Genomic DNA, 15657 nt, shown 5'->3' on the forward strand with positions numbered 1-15657 from the left:
TCCGCCGTATGAAATAGAATGCTTACTCGCCGCTGCGCAACAGTTCGTTGATGCCGGTTTTGCTGCGCGTCTTCTCGTCGACCTGCTTGACGATGATCGCCGCATACAGGCTATGCGTACCATCCTTGGCCGGCAGGTTACCTGCCACCACCACGCTACCCGCAGGCACGCGGCCGTAACTGACCTCGCCGGTGGCACGGTTATAGATGCGGGTGGACTGGCCTAGGAACACACCCATGCCGATCACGCTGCCCCTCTCCACCACGACACCTTCCACCACTTCCGAGCGCGCGCCGATGAAGCAGTTGTCCTCGATGATGGTGGGATGGGCTTGCAACGGTTCCAGTACGCCGCCGATGCCAACACCACCGGAAAGATGTACGCCCACACCGATCTGCGCGCAGGAACCCACTGTGGCCCAGGTATCCACCATGGTGCCAGCACCCACGTAAGCACCGATGTTCACATAGCTCGGCATCAGCACGGCGTCTTTCGCCACATGCGCACCGCGACGCACCAGCGCTCCCGGCACCACACGTGCGCCAAGGTTTTGCAGTTCCGCATCATTGCCATGCGCAAAACGCAACGGCACCTTGTCGAAAGCCAGCGCCGGGCCGCCATCCACCACACGGTTGCCGTTGATACGGAAATACAGCAACACGGCTTTTTTCAGCCATTGATTAACCACCCAGCCACTCTTGTCGTCGGGCGCGGCGACACGTTGCTCGCCGGATTCGAGCAGATCCAGCACTTGGCCCAGCGCCGGACGCAGATGGGTTTCGATTTCGCTCTGGCTGAGTTCGTTGCGACGCTCAAACGCGTCGTTGATCAGTGTTTCGATGGACTGCATGAGGGGACTCGCGATCGGGTGGCGAAAAACGAAGATTACAACCAGGCCAGCAGGATGGGCAGCACGATGCCCGCCAGCAGCAGAACAGTCATCAGCGCCAGCTTGCGCGTATAGCGATATGCCATATAGATGCCGAGCAGAGTCGAGATGAACAAACCCAGCGCAACCAGCGCCGAGAATATCTTCAACGGCAGCGAATGTTTCACGTCTATGCCTGGCCTGTCCAGCTTGACGGGCATCGGCACGGGATTGATCGCAGGCATGGAAGCTTGTGTTGCAGCGGATCGAGTCTCGGCATCCACGGGGCGCTTGCGCACGGCCGTGGTTTGCTTCTTGTGCAGTTGCGCCATCACCACCAGCCACTCCGGTGGTTTGTAATCACTGCTCCGGCTGGTTTCGTGCAGGCTGAAGACCTGCAAGCCACCGGTTAGCGCGAAGAACAACAAGGCAGAAGCGATAAAGACGCCGAGATACAGATGGATTTGGCGGGATAGCTTGAGAATCTTGTGAGACGCAGACACGGGCACACAGCCTTCTTGGCGAGTCCGCCAAAATGAGAGAAAACGACCTGATTCGTGCCGGACCCGAATGGCACTTACTTAGCTAACTATCATCGTGAAATCAAAGCATTAGCGTGCCGATGAAGTTGTTGCTTAGCCTCAGATCGTACGCCTTCGGACCGAAAAATTGATTTATCCAATAACGCCTCCCTTCAGTATCCGACAACCGCTGACTAGGTCGTCGAGCTCCTGCAGCATAACGTTCTTCATGCCAGCAGACGCATTCCAGGGGGGCGTCGCAGCATTATTATCCTGGGCGGCATCGAGCCAGCGCCAGCCGGCGTGCCCGAAGCGGCTCGCGGCAACTTGCAATCTCACATGGTCTGGAATCTTGTGCATAGCCTTGGCCTGCTGCAGCTTCGACTGCAGCTTTTCAGCCCAGTCGAACATATCGGCGATGTCGGCACGTGCCGGCTCGGGATCCATGTAAACGCCGCCCCACGGCAGTTGAATAAACAACGCGAGCGACTTGTCGACATAGTAGTAATGTGCGGCCCAGCTGTTGATGCCGTGGCCGTCGAAGCCGACAACGGCGTAGTCCGACACGTCTGGCTGCGTCTGTACCTCGGTCAAGAAATGTTCAAAGTCGTACGGTGTCCACTGCACCGGGCGTGTCGCATACCAGTTGCCGTCTTGTTTTTGCAACGACACCAACAGATGCGCTGGCACCGGCGGAAAGGATAAGCCCTCCGCCTCAAACAGGGCCCGAGCCGCGGAGGCGGCTGCGCCATCGGCGGGATCATTCACGGTGGTAGTCATAAGAGCGATCCTTACCATTTTGTGTTCAGTTTCGTCGCGGCGTACGCCTTATCGCGACCCACGTAGCTATTGTCTTCAGTGAGAAGCTGCTGCACGCGGGGATTACTCCACTGCCTCGAATCAATCACCTTACCCTGGGCCTTCAGCTGGGCGATGTGCTGCTTGACACCATCAAGGCGTTTGATAGCGGCCTGCACTTCGGCCTCGCTGAGCTTGTCCCCGAGTATCCCCCTGATGTCATCGGGCGTGAGTGCGTTAATCTTAGTGGCCATGTCGGTATCCACCACAGGAGGCATCGACGTCCCTCTGAACCCGTATTGCTTCGCGTTGTTGACAAACTTGATACCGTTCGGGTCGGTGAGCTTTTCTCCAAAACACACGTCGTTGTCAATGCCCCTGACCTTGGCTTGATCGTTCTCGATGCTGATGAAATAGTTCCTGTCGTGGCGGTCACACTGCCCCGTCAGGTGATCCAGTAACTGGAGCTTGGTTACCTCTGCGCACACGTCCGCGCGCGTGAGGGTGCCAAGGTTTGTATTGGCGGCTGATGTACCACGGGCTCGCTCCATGACCAAGCCCTGTTTGTAGCCCCCACCCGGTCCGGGGCCGAAATCAAATACCCCGACGCTAGTGTCCACCACTACATCAAAACCGAGCTTCTTCGCGTAGGAAACTGTCGCGAGGTTACGCATCGCGGTTTGCGGGTTGTCCCGTGGAATGCCTGTTATTCCTGCCCCCCAGTCGCGCATCTTCCTACTGAGTGGCTTAAAGACACACTCGAATGTACTGCCATCGGGCTTCTTCAGTTGCACTGCGAACACAGTATTGGTCGCGCCCGAGCCAAGCCTCACAGGTCGGCCTATCAGATCGGCAGTGGTATAGGCAGGCTTGGCTTGGGCTAATAACTTCACGTCTGCCAAGAACCAGCGAAGACATGGGACACCGTGCGCACCGCTTGCTTCAAGCAGCACAGCGGCGGGCTGGACTCGGGCTCCCTCGGGTAATTGCGCGAGTAACTTCATGCATGTTTGGAACGTCTTAGCACCACGGTGTGCCAAGGCCCATGAAAGCCACGGGACATCCTGCGCATCTTTTGCTTTAAGCAGTGCAGTGACGTAGTGGGCCCGATCCCCTTCGGGTAAGAGGTTAAATAATGACCCGTATGCTTGGATCTCCTTAAAACCACCGAGTACCAAGACCCGATGAAAATACGGGACACCCTGCGCATCTTTTGCTTCAAGTAGCACAGCGGCGGGCTGGGCTCGGGCTCCCTTGGGTAATTGCGCGAGTAACTTCATGCATGCTTGGAACGTCTTAGCACCACTGTGTGCCAAGGCCCCTGAAAGCCGCGAGACACCGTGCTCATCTTTTTCTTTAAGCAGTGTCGTGAGGCACTGGGCCCGATCACTTTCGGGTAAGAGGTTAAATACTCGCCCGCATGCTCGAATCTCCTCAACACAACCACTTTCCAAGGCCCGATAAAACCCCAGTACACCCAATATACCGTTCTCATTTTCTCCTTCAAGCCGCAAGGCGAGGCCGTGATTAACGTCAACCGAACCTAATTCAACAATCACTGTCGGTCCAATTGCATGCAAGCGTGCATCATCGGCGGTGACCATCAACTCAACACCTTCACCTAATTTCACCACTGCCCCTTTGTGCGCAACAAGCTGCGCACCGTCTTCGAGCACGGCGGTAGCACCCGAGTGCACGGTAACATCTGCTCCCGGATACACGATAACGGTGGACTCGCCCTCCGCGTTAACCGTCGCACCGCGATGCGCGTATACAGTGGCTTTGTCGAAGGCGCTCACCGTTGAGCCCGGATCGGCGTGTACGGTTGCGTTGTCTAGGGCCCATACCTCAGCACCTTGCCCGGCGGATACAAAGACCCTATCGTGCGCCGTGACCTTGGCACCTTGCTGGGCCGTAATCATAGCGTCGTCCTTGGCAAGAGTTGGACCACGGACTGTGATCTGATCATTCCCCGTTGCCACCACTACGGACACATTGCTCTGCGGCTTCGACGAAGCTGCGGGTAACCGGGTGGTGGGTACTTTTGCGTTGATATTCATCATGATTTTTCAGCTTGTTGAAAAGGTAAACGCCTAACTCGTACGACCAGAAAGATGACAGACTGCCAACGCAGCCCCACGGGAAATCACCCCTTTGCACAGTCCGTCACAACGATGGGACTATTGCGGACAAACTCTGTGGTCCGATCCGCTCCACCAAAGCCTGCCACAAACGTTGCTGCTGTATCTCGCCCAGCGGCGCATTCTTACGGTCGGTCAGCTGGAAGAAGTCCTCCACCCGCTCGCCGAAGGTGGCGATGCGGGCGTCATGCACGCGCACTTCGCAAGACATCATCACCTGCGTGACCGCAGCCAGCAGACCGGGGCGGTCGGTACATACCAGGGCCATCTGGGTACGACCGTCGGACTGATTGAAATCGATGCGCGGCGTCATCTGGAAATGCTTCAGATGGCGCGACATGTTGCGACGTGGCGGCATGATCGGCGCCGATTGCGTGAGTGCGCGTTGCAGACGCTGATGCAATTCCTCCGCACGCTCGGGTGAGGCCGGCTTCTGCGTTTCTGCTTCCAACAGCAAAAAGGTATCCATGGCCTTTCCATCGGGCGAGCTGAGCACACGCGCTTCCATCACCGAAAAATGCAGGCGGTCGAGCATCGCCGTCACATTGGCGAACAGACCATCGCGATCCGGTGCATAGACAAACAGCTCGGTACTGCCACGCACGGACAGCGGATTGACAGCGATCAAGGGCCATTTGCCTTCGCCCTCCAAAATCGCGGACGTTTGCCAGGCAATCTGTTCCGGATGGTGGCGCAGAAAGCTCAGCATGGGAAAGCCGTCCCAGATGTGTGCCACCGTGTCCGCGTCGTGGCCGGAAGCAACTAGCAAGGCCAACGCCTGCTCGCGGCACTGGTTTGCACGCGCGGCGGCGCCGACGGCCGGCTCAGCCTCGCGGTGCAAGGCGTAGCGCGTGGAGGTATACAGATCGGCCAGCAGGCGATCTTTCCATGCATTCCACAGACGCGGGCTGGTGCCAATGATGTCGGCAATGGTCAACAGATACAGCTGTCCCAGCCGCTCGCGTCCGCCCACCCGTTCGGCAAAACGATGCACGACATCCGGATCGGTGATGTCCTGACGCTGCGCAGTCGTGCTCATCAACAAATGCCAACGCACCAGCCAAGCGATGCGCTCGATATCTTCTTCCGGCAAGCCGATTTTGTGGCCGAATGCGCGCGCATCTTCTTCACCCAGCACGGAATGATCGCCGCCGCGTCCTTTGGCGATGTCATGGAACAAGGCAGCCAGCAGCAAGACTTCCGGCCTGGGCAGGCTGGGCCAGATTTCGCAGGCGAGCGGAAATTCGGGCTGCGCGGCGGGATCGGCGAAGCGCGCGACGTTGCGTAACACGCGCAAAGTATGTTCGTCCACCGTGTAGACGTGGAACAGATCGTACTGCATGCGTCCGAACACTTTGCCGAAGGCAGGCAGAATCGCTGCGAGCAGACCGTGACGATTCATGCGCCACAGGGCATCCACCGCCGGCGCACCACGCCGCAGTAGGCGCAGCAGGGCGGCCAGCACGTCCGGATCATCGGCTAGCTTGCCATCGAGCACGGCGGTGGCCTGGTGAATACGGCGCATGGTGTCGGCGGTGAAACCCATCACGCCTTTTTGATCCAGGCGCGCGATGAATGCCTCAACCAAGGCAGCCGGGCGCAGCATGAATAAATCCGGATTGCGCACCGCCAGGCGTGATCCGTAGCGAATGAAATCCTCGCCAACCGGTTGCGCGGCGGCAGGAGGCTCGAGCAATTCCTCGAAGCGCTCGGCGATCTGAATACCCAGCCGCTCGACCTGGCTTGCCGCACGGTAATAGCCCTGCATGAATTGTTCGACGCCGAGATTTTTTTCATGCTCGTCTTCGAAACCGAGTCGCGCCGCCATGGCGCGCTGGTAGTCGAACAGCAGTCGCTCTTCCGGCCGGCCTGCTTCCAGATGCAAGGCGAAACGGAAACGCCGCAACGTAGCCTCGGCATGTAACAGCTGGTCGCATTCAGCCGGATCGAGCAGCCCTTCGCTGACCATTTCGGCAAAATCGCCGGCATGCGCCAAACGTTTGCCTAACCAACGCAGCGAATCGAGCGTGCGCAATCCACCCGGACCATCTTTGAGATTGGGTTCGAGGTTATAGGCGGTATCGTCATAGCGCGCATGCCGCGCATCGCGCTCGGCCAGGCGTGCCAGCAAATAGTCGTGCGGCGGCCAGATGCCCGGCACATCGACAATCGCACGCAAGCGCGTATCGAGCGCCGCATCGCCGGCCAGGCGCCGTGCATCGAGCAGACTGGTGAATACCGACACTTCGGCCGCGGCCAGTGTCTGACATTGCGCGGGGTCACGCACGGCATGCCCAACCTTCAGGCCGATATCCCAAAAGGTGGCGAAGCATTGTTCCAAGGCGCGCAGACGCGATGCATCGGCATGCTCGACCAACGCCAGCAGATCGATGTCCGAATGCGGAAACAACAAACCGCGCCCGAATCCGCCGATCGCGAACAAAGCAGCATCAGTGACCTCACCCAGGCACGCCGTCCACACATGCGCGACGATGCGCGTTACCGCGTCGCTACGATGGCGCGCCAGCTCGCTGGCGTCGGCGCCATCGCGAAAAGCCACCGCAATCGAACGGTTCAGGTCATCCAGTAGTTGCCGCAGCGCACGCCTTGCCTCGCTCGATACGCCGGAGCGCGGGATAGCAAGCGGAAGACGGGGAAGCGGAGGCGTCGGCATGAGCGTCGGTTGGGGTGTGAACCCCAACATCTTATGCGTTATGCAATAGGCAACCTACGCATCCGGCCAGGGCGTAAGGATCTCGAAGCCATCATCCGTCACCGCAATGGTGTGCTCCCATTGCGCCGACAGCGAGTGATCCTTGGTCACCACGGTCCAGCCGTCCGGCAATTGCTTGGTCTGCGGCTTGCCGGCGTTGACCATCGGCTCCACCGTGAAGGTCATGCCTTTTTGCAGGATCACACCGGTGCCGGGCTTGCCGTAATGCAATACCTGCGGCTCGTCGTGATACACCTTGCCGATGCCGTGACCGCAATATTCGCGCACGATGGAAAAGCCCGCCGCCTCGGCGTGCTTCTGGATCGCGTGGCCGACGTCGCCCAGGGTGGCGCCGGGGCGCACCGACTGGATACCGCGCATCATCGCTTCAAAGGTGGTGTCCACCAGGCGCTTGGCCAGCACCCCGGGGGTGCCGACGAAGTACATGCGGCTGGTGTCGCCATGCCAGCCGTCCTTGATGACGGTGACGTCCAGATTGATGATGTCGCCTTCCTTGAGTTGCTTGCCCGGGCTGGGAATGCCGTGGCAGATCACGTGGTTGACCGAGGTGCATAGGGTCTTGGGAAAGCCGTGGTAACCGACGTTGGCGGGAATTGCCTTCTGCACATTCACGATGTGCTCGTAGGCCAGTCGGTCCAGGTCTTCGGTGGTGACGCCCGGCTTCACATGCTCCTTGAGCATGGCCAGGACTTCGGCCGCCAGCTGACCGGCGACACGCATGCCTTCAAGGTCTTGGGCGGATTTGAGAATGATTGCCATAAGTAGTTGTCATAGTGCGGCAAATTCCCCAAAAACAGTAACTTGCCGCGAAGCGGTGGCCCCGGCTATACTTTCCGGGTTTTGCAGACCGCTTGCAGCCGTATCCACGGCCCACACGGTGCAAAGCGAAGCGGGATTGTAACCGTGCTGCGGTACAAGCCCAACCAACGCCACACACGTATCGGCACCGTCTTCGGGGTGCTGCGTCTGTCCATATTAGGACAACGCGGTCGAAGCCGGGGATACGTGGAGGTCCAAACCCCCGGGCCACACAAAAAAGGCCCACGTAAGGAGTATTACCATGGCTCAAGTCACCATGCGTCAGATGCTGGAAGCTGGCGTGCATTTCGGTCACCAGACCCGCTATTGGAACCCGAAGATGGCCCCGTACATCTTTGGCGCCCGCGGCAAGATCCACATCATCAACCTCGAAAAGACCCTGCCGCTGTTCACCGACGCGATGAATTTCTTGTCGGCGATCGCCCAGAAGCGCGGCACGGTGCTGTTCGTGGGCACCAAGCGTTCCGCCCGCGAAGCCCTGGCTGAAGAAGCCGGCCGCGCCGGGATGCCATTCGTCACTGCCCGCTGGCTGGGCGGCATGCTGACCAACTTCCGCACCGTGAAACAGTCGGTCGGCCGCCTGAAAGAGCTGGAAGCCGCTGAAACCGACGGCAGCTTCGACAAGCTGGTCAAGCACGAAGTACTAGCCTTGCGCCGCGAACGTGCCAAGTTGGAAAACTCACTCGGCGGCATCAAGAACATGAACCGCCTGCCCGACGCGCTGTTCGTGGTCGATATCGGCCATGAAAACATTGCCGTGCAGGAAGCCAAGAAGCTCGGCATCCCGGTGATCGCCGTGGTCGACACCAACTACAACCCGGAACTGGTGGACTACGCCATCCCGGGCAATGACGACGCTATCCGCGCGATCCAGCTCTACGCTCGCGCCGCTGCCGACTCGATCCTCGAAGGCAAGGCTGCTGCCCCGGCTGCTGCCCAGGGTGATGCCAACGAATTCGTCGAACTGGACGAAGAAGGCAACCCGGTTGCCAAGGAAGAGGAACGCCGCGCCGCTGCCCCGCGCCGCAATCCGCCGGCCAAAAAGGGCAGCCCGCGCGGTGGCGATCGCAACGACCGCCGCGGTGGCCGTGGCAGCCGTTCGCAGGATCTCGGCGACACCGATTAAGCCTTCCCGCTGCCGTGGCGACGCCACCGCCACGGCACACCCAAGATCCCCGAGGAACTCTGCAATGGCTGACATTTCCGCCCAATTGGTCAAGGAACTCCGTGAGCGCTCCGGCGCCGGCATGATGGAGTGCAAGAAAGCACTAGTCGAAAACCATGGCGACATCGAAATCGCCATGGAATGGTTGCGCAAGTCGGGCCTGGCCAAGGCCGACAAGAAGGCCGGTCGTGTGGCCGCCGAAGGCCGTATTTTCGCTGCCCAGGGCAACGGCAGCGCGGTGCTGGTCGAAGTGAACAGCGAAACCGACTTCGTTGCCAAGAACCCCGATTTCGTAACGTTCGGCAACAACGTTGCCGACGTGGCACTGAAGTCCAACACTAACGATGTCGATACTCTGAAAGCTGCCGCCTACCCAGCCGGCGGCACTGTCGAAGAGGCCACCAAGGGCCTGATCGCCACCATCGGAGAGAAGATCGAGGTCCGCCGCATGGCGCGCGCCTTGAATGATGGCGTGATTGCCCATTACATCCACAGTGGCCGCATCGGCGTGCTGGTGGCGCTCAAGGGCGGCTCGGAAGAGCTGGCCAAAGGCATCGCCATGCACGTGGCTGCGATGAATCCTGCTTATGTGCGCGCCGAAGATGTCCCGGCTGACTTCCTGACCAAGGAAAAGGACATCGCGCTGAGCCAGATGTCCGAGAAGGAAAAGGCCAAACCGGCCGAGATTCTGGAAAAAATCGTTGGTGGCAAGGTCAGCAAGATCATTTCCGAAGTCACCCTGCTCGGCCAACCCTATGTGCTGGACACCAACACCACCGTTGGCGAGGCCCTGAAGAAAGAAGGCGCCGATGTCATCTCGGTGGCTCGCCTTGCCGTAGGCGAGGGTATCGAGAAGGTGCAAGAAGACTATCTTGCCGAAGTGCAGAAGGCCATGCAGGTCTGATTCTTCCGTTTTGTTGAACGTGAAAAGCCGCGAGCCATCGCGGCTTTTTTTGCTTTTATAAGCACCCTCTCCCCGAAGGGGACAGGGTGCTAAACACGCAACTGCAACAAATCCCACTTGTTGCCATATAAATCTTCGAACACCGCTACCGTGCCATACGGCTCTTCGCGCGGCCTTTCAAGAAAACGCACGCCGCGAATGAGCATCGTTTCATAGCGTGCGTAAAAATCATCCACGTGCAGAAACAGGAAAACGCGCCCACCCGCCTGCTCGCCCACGCAGGCATCCTGTTCGCCAGTACTAGCCTGCGCCAGCAACAAGCGCGTCTCCCGCGCACCCGGCGGGGACACCAGTACCCAGCGCTTGCCGCCAGCCATCGGCGTGTCTTCGATCAGCTCGAAATCTAGGCAACGAGTATAGAACGCGATCGCCTCGTCGTAATCGCGCACCAGCAGCGCAATGGCGGCGATGACATGCTGCATAACGAACTCCTGACGATAACTACACTGAAAAATGCCCCATCGTCTGGATGAATGACAGGCGCTGGCCCTAGATCATAAAACGGTGACGCGCTGACGTCTGCAACAGGCTCCGCTACAATGCGCCCGTTTTGCACCTGACAATCCGGAGCCTCCATGAGCGACCAGCTAAAGTATCGACGTATTCTGCTCAAGCTCTCCGGTGAGGCATTGATGGGTGATGCGGACTACGGTATCGACCCCAAGGTGATCGGCTGGCTGGCCGACGAAATCATTGAAATGCAGCGTGCCGGCGTGCAGATTGGTGTAGTGATCGGCGGTGGCAATATTTTCCGCGGCGCCGGACTGGCCGCTGCCGGCATGGACCGCGTCACCGGCGATCATATGGGCATGCTGGCCACGGTGATGAACGCCCTGGCCATGCAGGATGCGGTCGAAAAGCGCGGCGGCTTCGCCCGCGTGATGAGCGCCATCCAGATCCACGACGTGGCCGAAGACTTCATTCGCCGCCGCGCCATTCGCCATATCGAAAAAGGCCGCATCGTGCTGTTCGCCGCTGGCATCGGCAATCCCTTCTTCACCACCGACTCGGCTGCCGCGCTGCGTGCGATCGAAATCAGCGCCGACTTGCTGCTCAAGGCCACCAAGGTCGACGGCGTCTACAGCGCCGACCCGGCCAAGGTGAAGGACGCAGAACGCTTCGAGCAGCTCAACTACGACCAGGTGATCGAACGCAAGCTGGCCGTGATGGACACCGCCGCCATCGCACTCTGTCGTGACCATCGCATGCCGCTGCGCATCTATGACATGACGGTGCCCGGCAACCTGATGCGCATCATGCGTGGCGAGGCGGTAGGCACCCTGGTCGACGCCTGATCATCGTCGTACATCAGCACAGGGGCGAACCCGCACACAGGACAACAGGGCGAACACGGGGTTCGCCCCTACCAACCTCGCCGCCTCTTGTTGGCCGGCACCCCTGCTATAATGAATGGTTAGCACGCCAACGGGTGATTTTCTCATGCTCAACGACATCAAGAACGATGCCCAGACCCGCATGGGCAAGAGCATCGATGCCCTCAAGTACGACTTGTCCCGCCTGCGCACCGGTCGCGCCAGCACCACACTGGTAGACCACATCAAAGTGCCGTACTACGGCTCGGACACCGCACTGAACCAGGTTGCATCGGTCTCGCTGGCTGATGGACGCTCCATCGTCATCACGCCGTTCGAAAAGAACATGGTCGGCCCGATCGAGAAGGCCCTGCTCGCTTCCGATATCGGCATTACACCGACCACGGCTGGCACAGTGATCCGCCTCAACATGCCGCCGCTCACTGAAGAGCGCCGCCGCGAGTTGGCCAAGCACGTATCGCACGAAGGTGAGAACGCCAAAATCGCGATCCGCAACGTGCGCCGCGATGCCCTGCAACACGTCAAGGACCTGCTGAAGGAAAAGCAGATCACCGAAGATGAAGAGCGCAAGGCCGATGAAGAGATCCAGAAAATCACCGATCGATTCGTCAAGGAAGTCGACGCGGTAGCAAAGGCAAAGGAAGAAGAATTAATGGCGATGTAAATGCATCGCTATCGACCAGACTCGCCGCTCGGGCTACCACTTCGTGGCATCGACAACACGCGCGGCACAACGCACGCTCTCGAACAGGGAGAGGGCAACGGGTGAGACTCCACACGAGATCATCGCGAAGTCCAGATAAGCGACAAGCTTGCACCCACCCCGGTTTTCATCCGAGGCGGGCACTGCTTTCAATGAGGCCAAACAGCAATCACAAGTGGCCATTTTCTGACGAACGCACTCACGGTGTCTGCCTTGGCGAGGCAAACATCGCCGGTACCGCTACTCTCCATCCATGACCACGACTACGCAAAAATACGTACCCCGCCATATCGGCATCGTGATGGATGGCAATGGACGCTGGGCGAAAGCGCGTCATCGTCCGCGCAGTTTCGGCCACAATGCTGGCCGCAAGGCGGTGCGTGAAGTGGTGGAAGGTTGCCTGCGCCAGGGTGTGGAAGCACTGACCTTGTTCGCATTCTCCAGCGAGAACTGGCAACGCCCGGCGGAAGAAGTGGGTGCGCTGCTGGATCTGTTTGTGCGCGCGCTGGACAAAGAAGTGGACGAGCTGCATGCCAATGGCGTGCGCCTGCGCTTCATCGGCGACCTCAACGCCTTCGAAAAACCGCTACGGCAACGCATGCTGGCTGCCGTGAGGCGCACGGTGGGGAACGAGAAGCTGCACATGAATATTGCAGTCAATTACGGCGGCCGTTGGGACATCATGCAGGCTGCCCGCAAGCTAGCCATGGCGGTCGCACGCGGTGATCTGCCGCTGGACGCCATCGACGAAGCTGAGTTCGACCGCTGGACCAGCCTGGCCGAACTGCCTCCGCTGGACCTCTTCATCCGTACCGGTGGTGACCGTCGCGTCAGCAATTTTCTGCTGTGGCAGCTAGCCTATGCGGAGCTCTATTTCACCGATACCCTGTGGCCAGATTTCAATCAGATCTCGCTGCAGCACGCCATCAATGACTTTGCCCGCCGCGAGCGCCGTTTTGGACGCACCGGCGATCAGGTCGCCCAAGCCTGATCACCAAGGACTTCCCATGCTGCGACAGCGCGTCCTAACCGCCCTGCTCCTTGCTCCATTCGTCATCCTGCTGATCCTGCTGCTGCCAACCAGCCTATTCGCATGGCTGCTGGCGGGTGCGTTTTTGGCGGCAAGCTGGGAATGGACACGGCTGGCTGGTATGAAAAACCGGACCCACCGCGGCGTGGCGATGGGAATTGTTACGGCGCTATTCGTGGTGTTGTGGCTGCTGCGTACATCAGCCTGGCTGTGGCCTGCGCTGATGATTGCCGGTATCGCCTGGTGGCTGCTGGTGTGTGTCTGGCTACGCCACTTCGCATTTGGCGCCGCCCCTACGCGCGAGAACCGCAATCTGAAACTGTTGGCTGGCGTGTTCGTGATCTTTCCCGCGTGGGTGGCCGCCTTGAGCATCCATGGTAGTGCGCCGCACGGTCACGTCTGGACCTTTCTCGCCATGCTGTTGGTGTGGGCTGCTGATACCGGCGCCTATTTCGCCGGCCGCTTCTTCGGCAATCGCAAACTCGCCCCACAGATCAGCCCTGGCAAAACTTGGGCTGGCGTGTACGGGGCGTTCGTAACGAGCACGCTGGTGCTGACTATCGGCGGCTGGCTGCTTGGTGTGCGGGATGCGCGGTTGATCGGGCTAATCATCGTGACGGTGGTGACGGTTGCCAGCTCCATCGTCGGTGACCTGCTGGAAAGCTTGATGAAACGCCAGGCGAACGTGAAGGACTCCGGAGCCCTCTTCCCGGGCCACGGCGGCCTGCTCGACCGCCTTGACAGCGTGTTCGCGGCCCTACCAGTGTTCGCTTTTGGCAAGCTGTTGCTGGGTTTCTAACCCTCCAACTGTCATGCCGGCGGCACTCGATGAAATCTGGCCAAATATTCATGACAACGGCAAAAGCAGCCCCCCGTGCCTGCCCTGAGCAGCCACAGGAAGCTGCCCCTACGAAGCCACGGAACTGCGCCCCACCGCTGCGGTCGATAATCGACCGGCAGCAAAACCATCGAGCCCTCGCACGGCAGGTACTGCACGGCACTTACTGATAAGCTTTGAGTTCCTAAGAGACGTACCTGCCTGATGAATCCCTTTTTCGGCTCAGTATTCTGGTTGGCGGTCACGCTTGGCGTGCTGGTGACCTTTCACGAATTCGGACATTACTGGGTCGCACGACGTTGCGGCGTGAAGGTGCTACGCTTCTCGATCGGCTTTGGCAACGCGATCTGGAAACACATCGGCCGTGATGGCACGGAATATCAGATTGCCGCAATTCCACTCGGCGGTTACGTGAAAATGCTCGACGCGCGAGAGGGCGAGGTAGATCTCGCGCTGCGCGATCAGGAATTCACGACGCAACCGATCTGGAAACGCATTGCCATTGTCGCCGCCGGCCCCGGATTCAACATCATCTTCACCGTGGTGGCGTTCTGGCTGATGTTTGTGCTGGGACGCGCCGATTACGCCCCAGTGGTAACTGCCGCGCCACAAAGCATGGCGGCTGAAGCCGGTATTCAACCAGGCGATCGCCTGCTTACTGTCGGCGGCGAACCGGTCACGTCCTGGAGCGGGTCAATCGATGCGATCGCCAACGCATTGCTGAGCCGCACGCCATTGGCGATTACCGTGAGTGACCGCAACGGCGCGCAACGATCACTAGTTCTGCCACTCAATCGTTTGCCGGCAGGCGAGGACATCGGCCACTACATGGGCAAGCTTGGCTTGCAACTCGCTCCGCCACCAGCGATCGTCGACTCGGTATCGCCCAGCGATCCGGCATCGCTCGCCGGGCTGCGGGCTGGCGACAAGATCCTTAGCGTCGATGGCATCGCCGTGAAGGATTCCAGCGACTTGGGCAAGCAGATCGGGATCGCTGCCGCCAAGTCGCCCCAGCTCACGCTGGAGGTGGAGCGCCATGGCAAACCTATGCCATTCAGCATGACCGCACGCATGGAATCCCCGGATGGCGGCGCCCCGCGCTGGGTGATTGGCGTAACGCAGGTCGCACCGGAAGCCGCCACCCAGCATTACGGCCCGCTCAAGGCGCTGATCGAATCGTTCAACCTTACCTGGCAACGCACGACAGACACCTTCAGCATGGTGGGTAAGATGCTGACTGGTCAGGCATCCACCAAGAACATGATCGGTGTCATCGGCATCGCCCAAGCTGCCAACATGTCGGCCCAGGCGGGGTTGGACCGCTTCCTGGAATTCCTCGGGCTGGTATCGCTCAGCTTGGCTATTATCAACCTGCTACCCATTCCAATCTTGGACGGCGGCCACTTGCTGTATTACCTTATTGAGCTGATCAAAGGCAGCCCGGTCAGCGAACGGACCATGATCGCGGGCCAGTATGTGGGCATCGCTCTGTTGTTCACGCTGATGGGGTTGGCGTTCTACAACGACATCCATCGCATCATCTTGCCATCGTGAGAAGGATGCGTGCCGCTGACAACCTGCGGCTGGATGCTGATCGCGGCCTCCTTGTTGCATGACAAATCATCCGCAACGCACGGCACCCGGAGGTCTTCTGCCGGTCCCTCCCAGCGCGGGTGCAGTAGAAAAAAGAAGGCTGGGGTAACTCCTGGCCTTGGAAAAAATACAGCGAGGCGGTCGCAATA

Annotated in this window: 14 protein-coding genes; 7 read left to right on the forward strand and 7 right to left on the reverse strand. The window is 59.6% G+C overall.

From position 1 onward, the window contains the following. Nucleotides 1-22: 22 nt before the first annotated feature. The 6 genes from dapD to map form a co-directional block, all read right to left on the reverse strand. Nucleotides 23-850 carry a 2,3,4,5-tetrahydropyridine-2,6-dicarboxylate N-succinyltransferase gene (gene dapD / locus EO087_RS05460; protein WP_128897985.1) on the reverse strand — a complete coding sequence of 276 codons (828 nt, stop codon included), beginning with the start codon at nt 848-850 and terminating at the stop codon, nt 23-25. A 35-nt stretch (nt 851-885) separates the two neighbouring features. Continuing rightward, the gene (locus EO087_RS05465) at nt 886-1371 is read right to left on the reverse strand and encodes a PepSY domain-containing protein (protein ID WP_128897986.1); all 486 of its coding nucleotides are present in this window, start codon (nt 1369-1371) and stop codon (nt 886-888) included. Nucleotides 1372-1542: 171 nt separating this feature from the next. Beyond that, a complete protein-coding gene (locus EO087_RS05470; RefSeq protein WP_128897987.1) occupies nt 1543-2169 on the reverse strand; it encodes a hypothetical protein in 627 nt (208 codons plus the stop codon). 11 nt (nt 2170-2180) lie between these two features. Then, nucleotides 2181-4250 (reverse strand): hypothetical protein, encoded by a 2070-nt coding sequence (locus tag EO087_RS05475; RefSeq protein WP_128897988.1) that lies wholly within the window; start codon nt 4248-4250, stop codon nt 2181-2183. Nucleotides 4251-4353: 103 nt separating this feature from the next. Then, complete coding sequence (glnD, locus tag EO087_RS05480; RefSeq protein WP_128897989.1) at nt 4354-7002, reverse strand: [protein-PII] uridylyltransferase; 2649 nt, start codon at nt 7000-7002, stop codon at nt 4354-4356. Between the two features lie 54 nt (nt 7003-7056). After that, nucleotides 7057-7821, reverse strand: coding sequence for a type I methionyl aminopeptidase (gene map, locus EO087_RS05485; protein WP_128897990.1), 765 nt, complete (start codon nt 7819-7821; stop codon nt 7057-7059). A 301-nt stretch (nt 7822-8122) separates the two neighbouring features. Here map and rpsB point away from each other — a divergent pair, with 301 nt between their 5' ends. Together rpsB and tsf are read left to right on the forward strand one after the other, a co-directional pair. Further along, nucleotides 8123-9007 carry a 30S ribosomal protein S2 gene (gene rpsB, locus EO087_RS05490; protein WP_128897991.1) on the forward strand — a complete coding sequence of 295 codons (885 nt, stop codon included), beginning with the start codon at nt 8123-8125 and terminating at the stop codon, nt 9005-9007. A gap of 64 nt (nt 9008-9071) precedes the next feature. After that, on the forward strand, nt 9072-9950 hold the full coding sequence (gene tsf, locus EO087_RS05495) for a translation elongation factor Ts (protein ID WP_128897992.1): 879 nt from the start codon (nt 9072-9074) through the stop codon (nt 9948-9950). An 89-nt stretch (nt 9951-10039) separates the two neighbouring features. Here tsf and EO087_RS05500 read toward each other — a convergent pair whose 3' ends face one another. After that, complete coding sequence (locus EO087_RS05500; RefSeq protein ID WP_128897993.1) at nt 10040-10432, reverse strand: VOC family protein; 393 nt, start codon at nt 10430-10432, stop codon at nt 10040-10042. Nucleotides 10433-10585: 153 nt separating this feature from the next. On the opposite strand from EO087_RS05500, the gene pyrH reads away from it, so the two are divergent. The 5 genes from pyrH (at nt 10586) to rseP (ending at nt 15469) form a co-directional block, all read left to right on the forward strand. Beyond that, nucleotides 10586-11305, forward strand: coding sequence for a UMP kinase (gene pyrH / locus EO087_RS05505; RefSeq protein WP_128897994.1), 720 nt, complete (start codon nt 10586-10588; stop codon nt 11303-11305). A gap of 145 nt (nt 11306-11450) precedes the next feature. After that, nucleotides 11451-12008 (forward strand): ribosome recycling factor, encoded by a 558-nt coding sequence (gene frr / locus EO087_RS05510; RefSeq protein ID WP_128897995.1) that lies wholly within the window; start codon nt 11451-11453, stop codon nt 12006-12008. Nucleotides 12009-12300: 292 nt separating this feature from the next. After that, entirely contained in the window at nt 12301-13038 is a 738-nt protein-coding gene (gene uppS / locus EO087_RS05515) for a polyprenyl diphosphate synthase (protein ID WP_128897996.1), read from the forward strand. Nucleotides 13039-13054: 16 nt separating this feature from the next. Continuing rightward, the gene (locus EO087_RS05520; protein ID WP_128897997.1) at nt 13055-13876 is read left to right on the forward strand and encodes a phosphatidate cytidylyltransferase; all 822 of its coding nucleotides are present in this window, start codon (nt 13055-13057) and stop codon (nt 13874-13876) included. A 243-nt stretch (nt 13877-14119) separates the two neighbouring features. Next, nucleotides 14120-15469, forward strand: coding sequence for an RIP metalloprotease RseP (rseP, locus tag EO087_RS05525; protein WP_128897998.1), 1350 nt, complete (start codon nt 14120-14122; stop codon nt 15467-15469). Nucleotides 15470-15657 lie beyond the last annotated feature (188 nt).

Source organism: Dyella sp. M7H15-1, from assembly GCF_004114615.1.
GTDB lineage: Bacteria > Pseudomonadota > Gammaproteobacteria > Xanthomonadales > Rhodanobacteraceae > Dyella_B.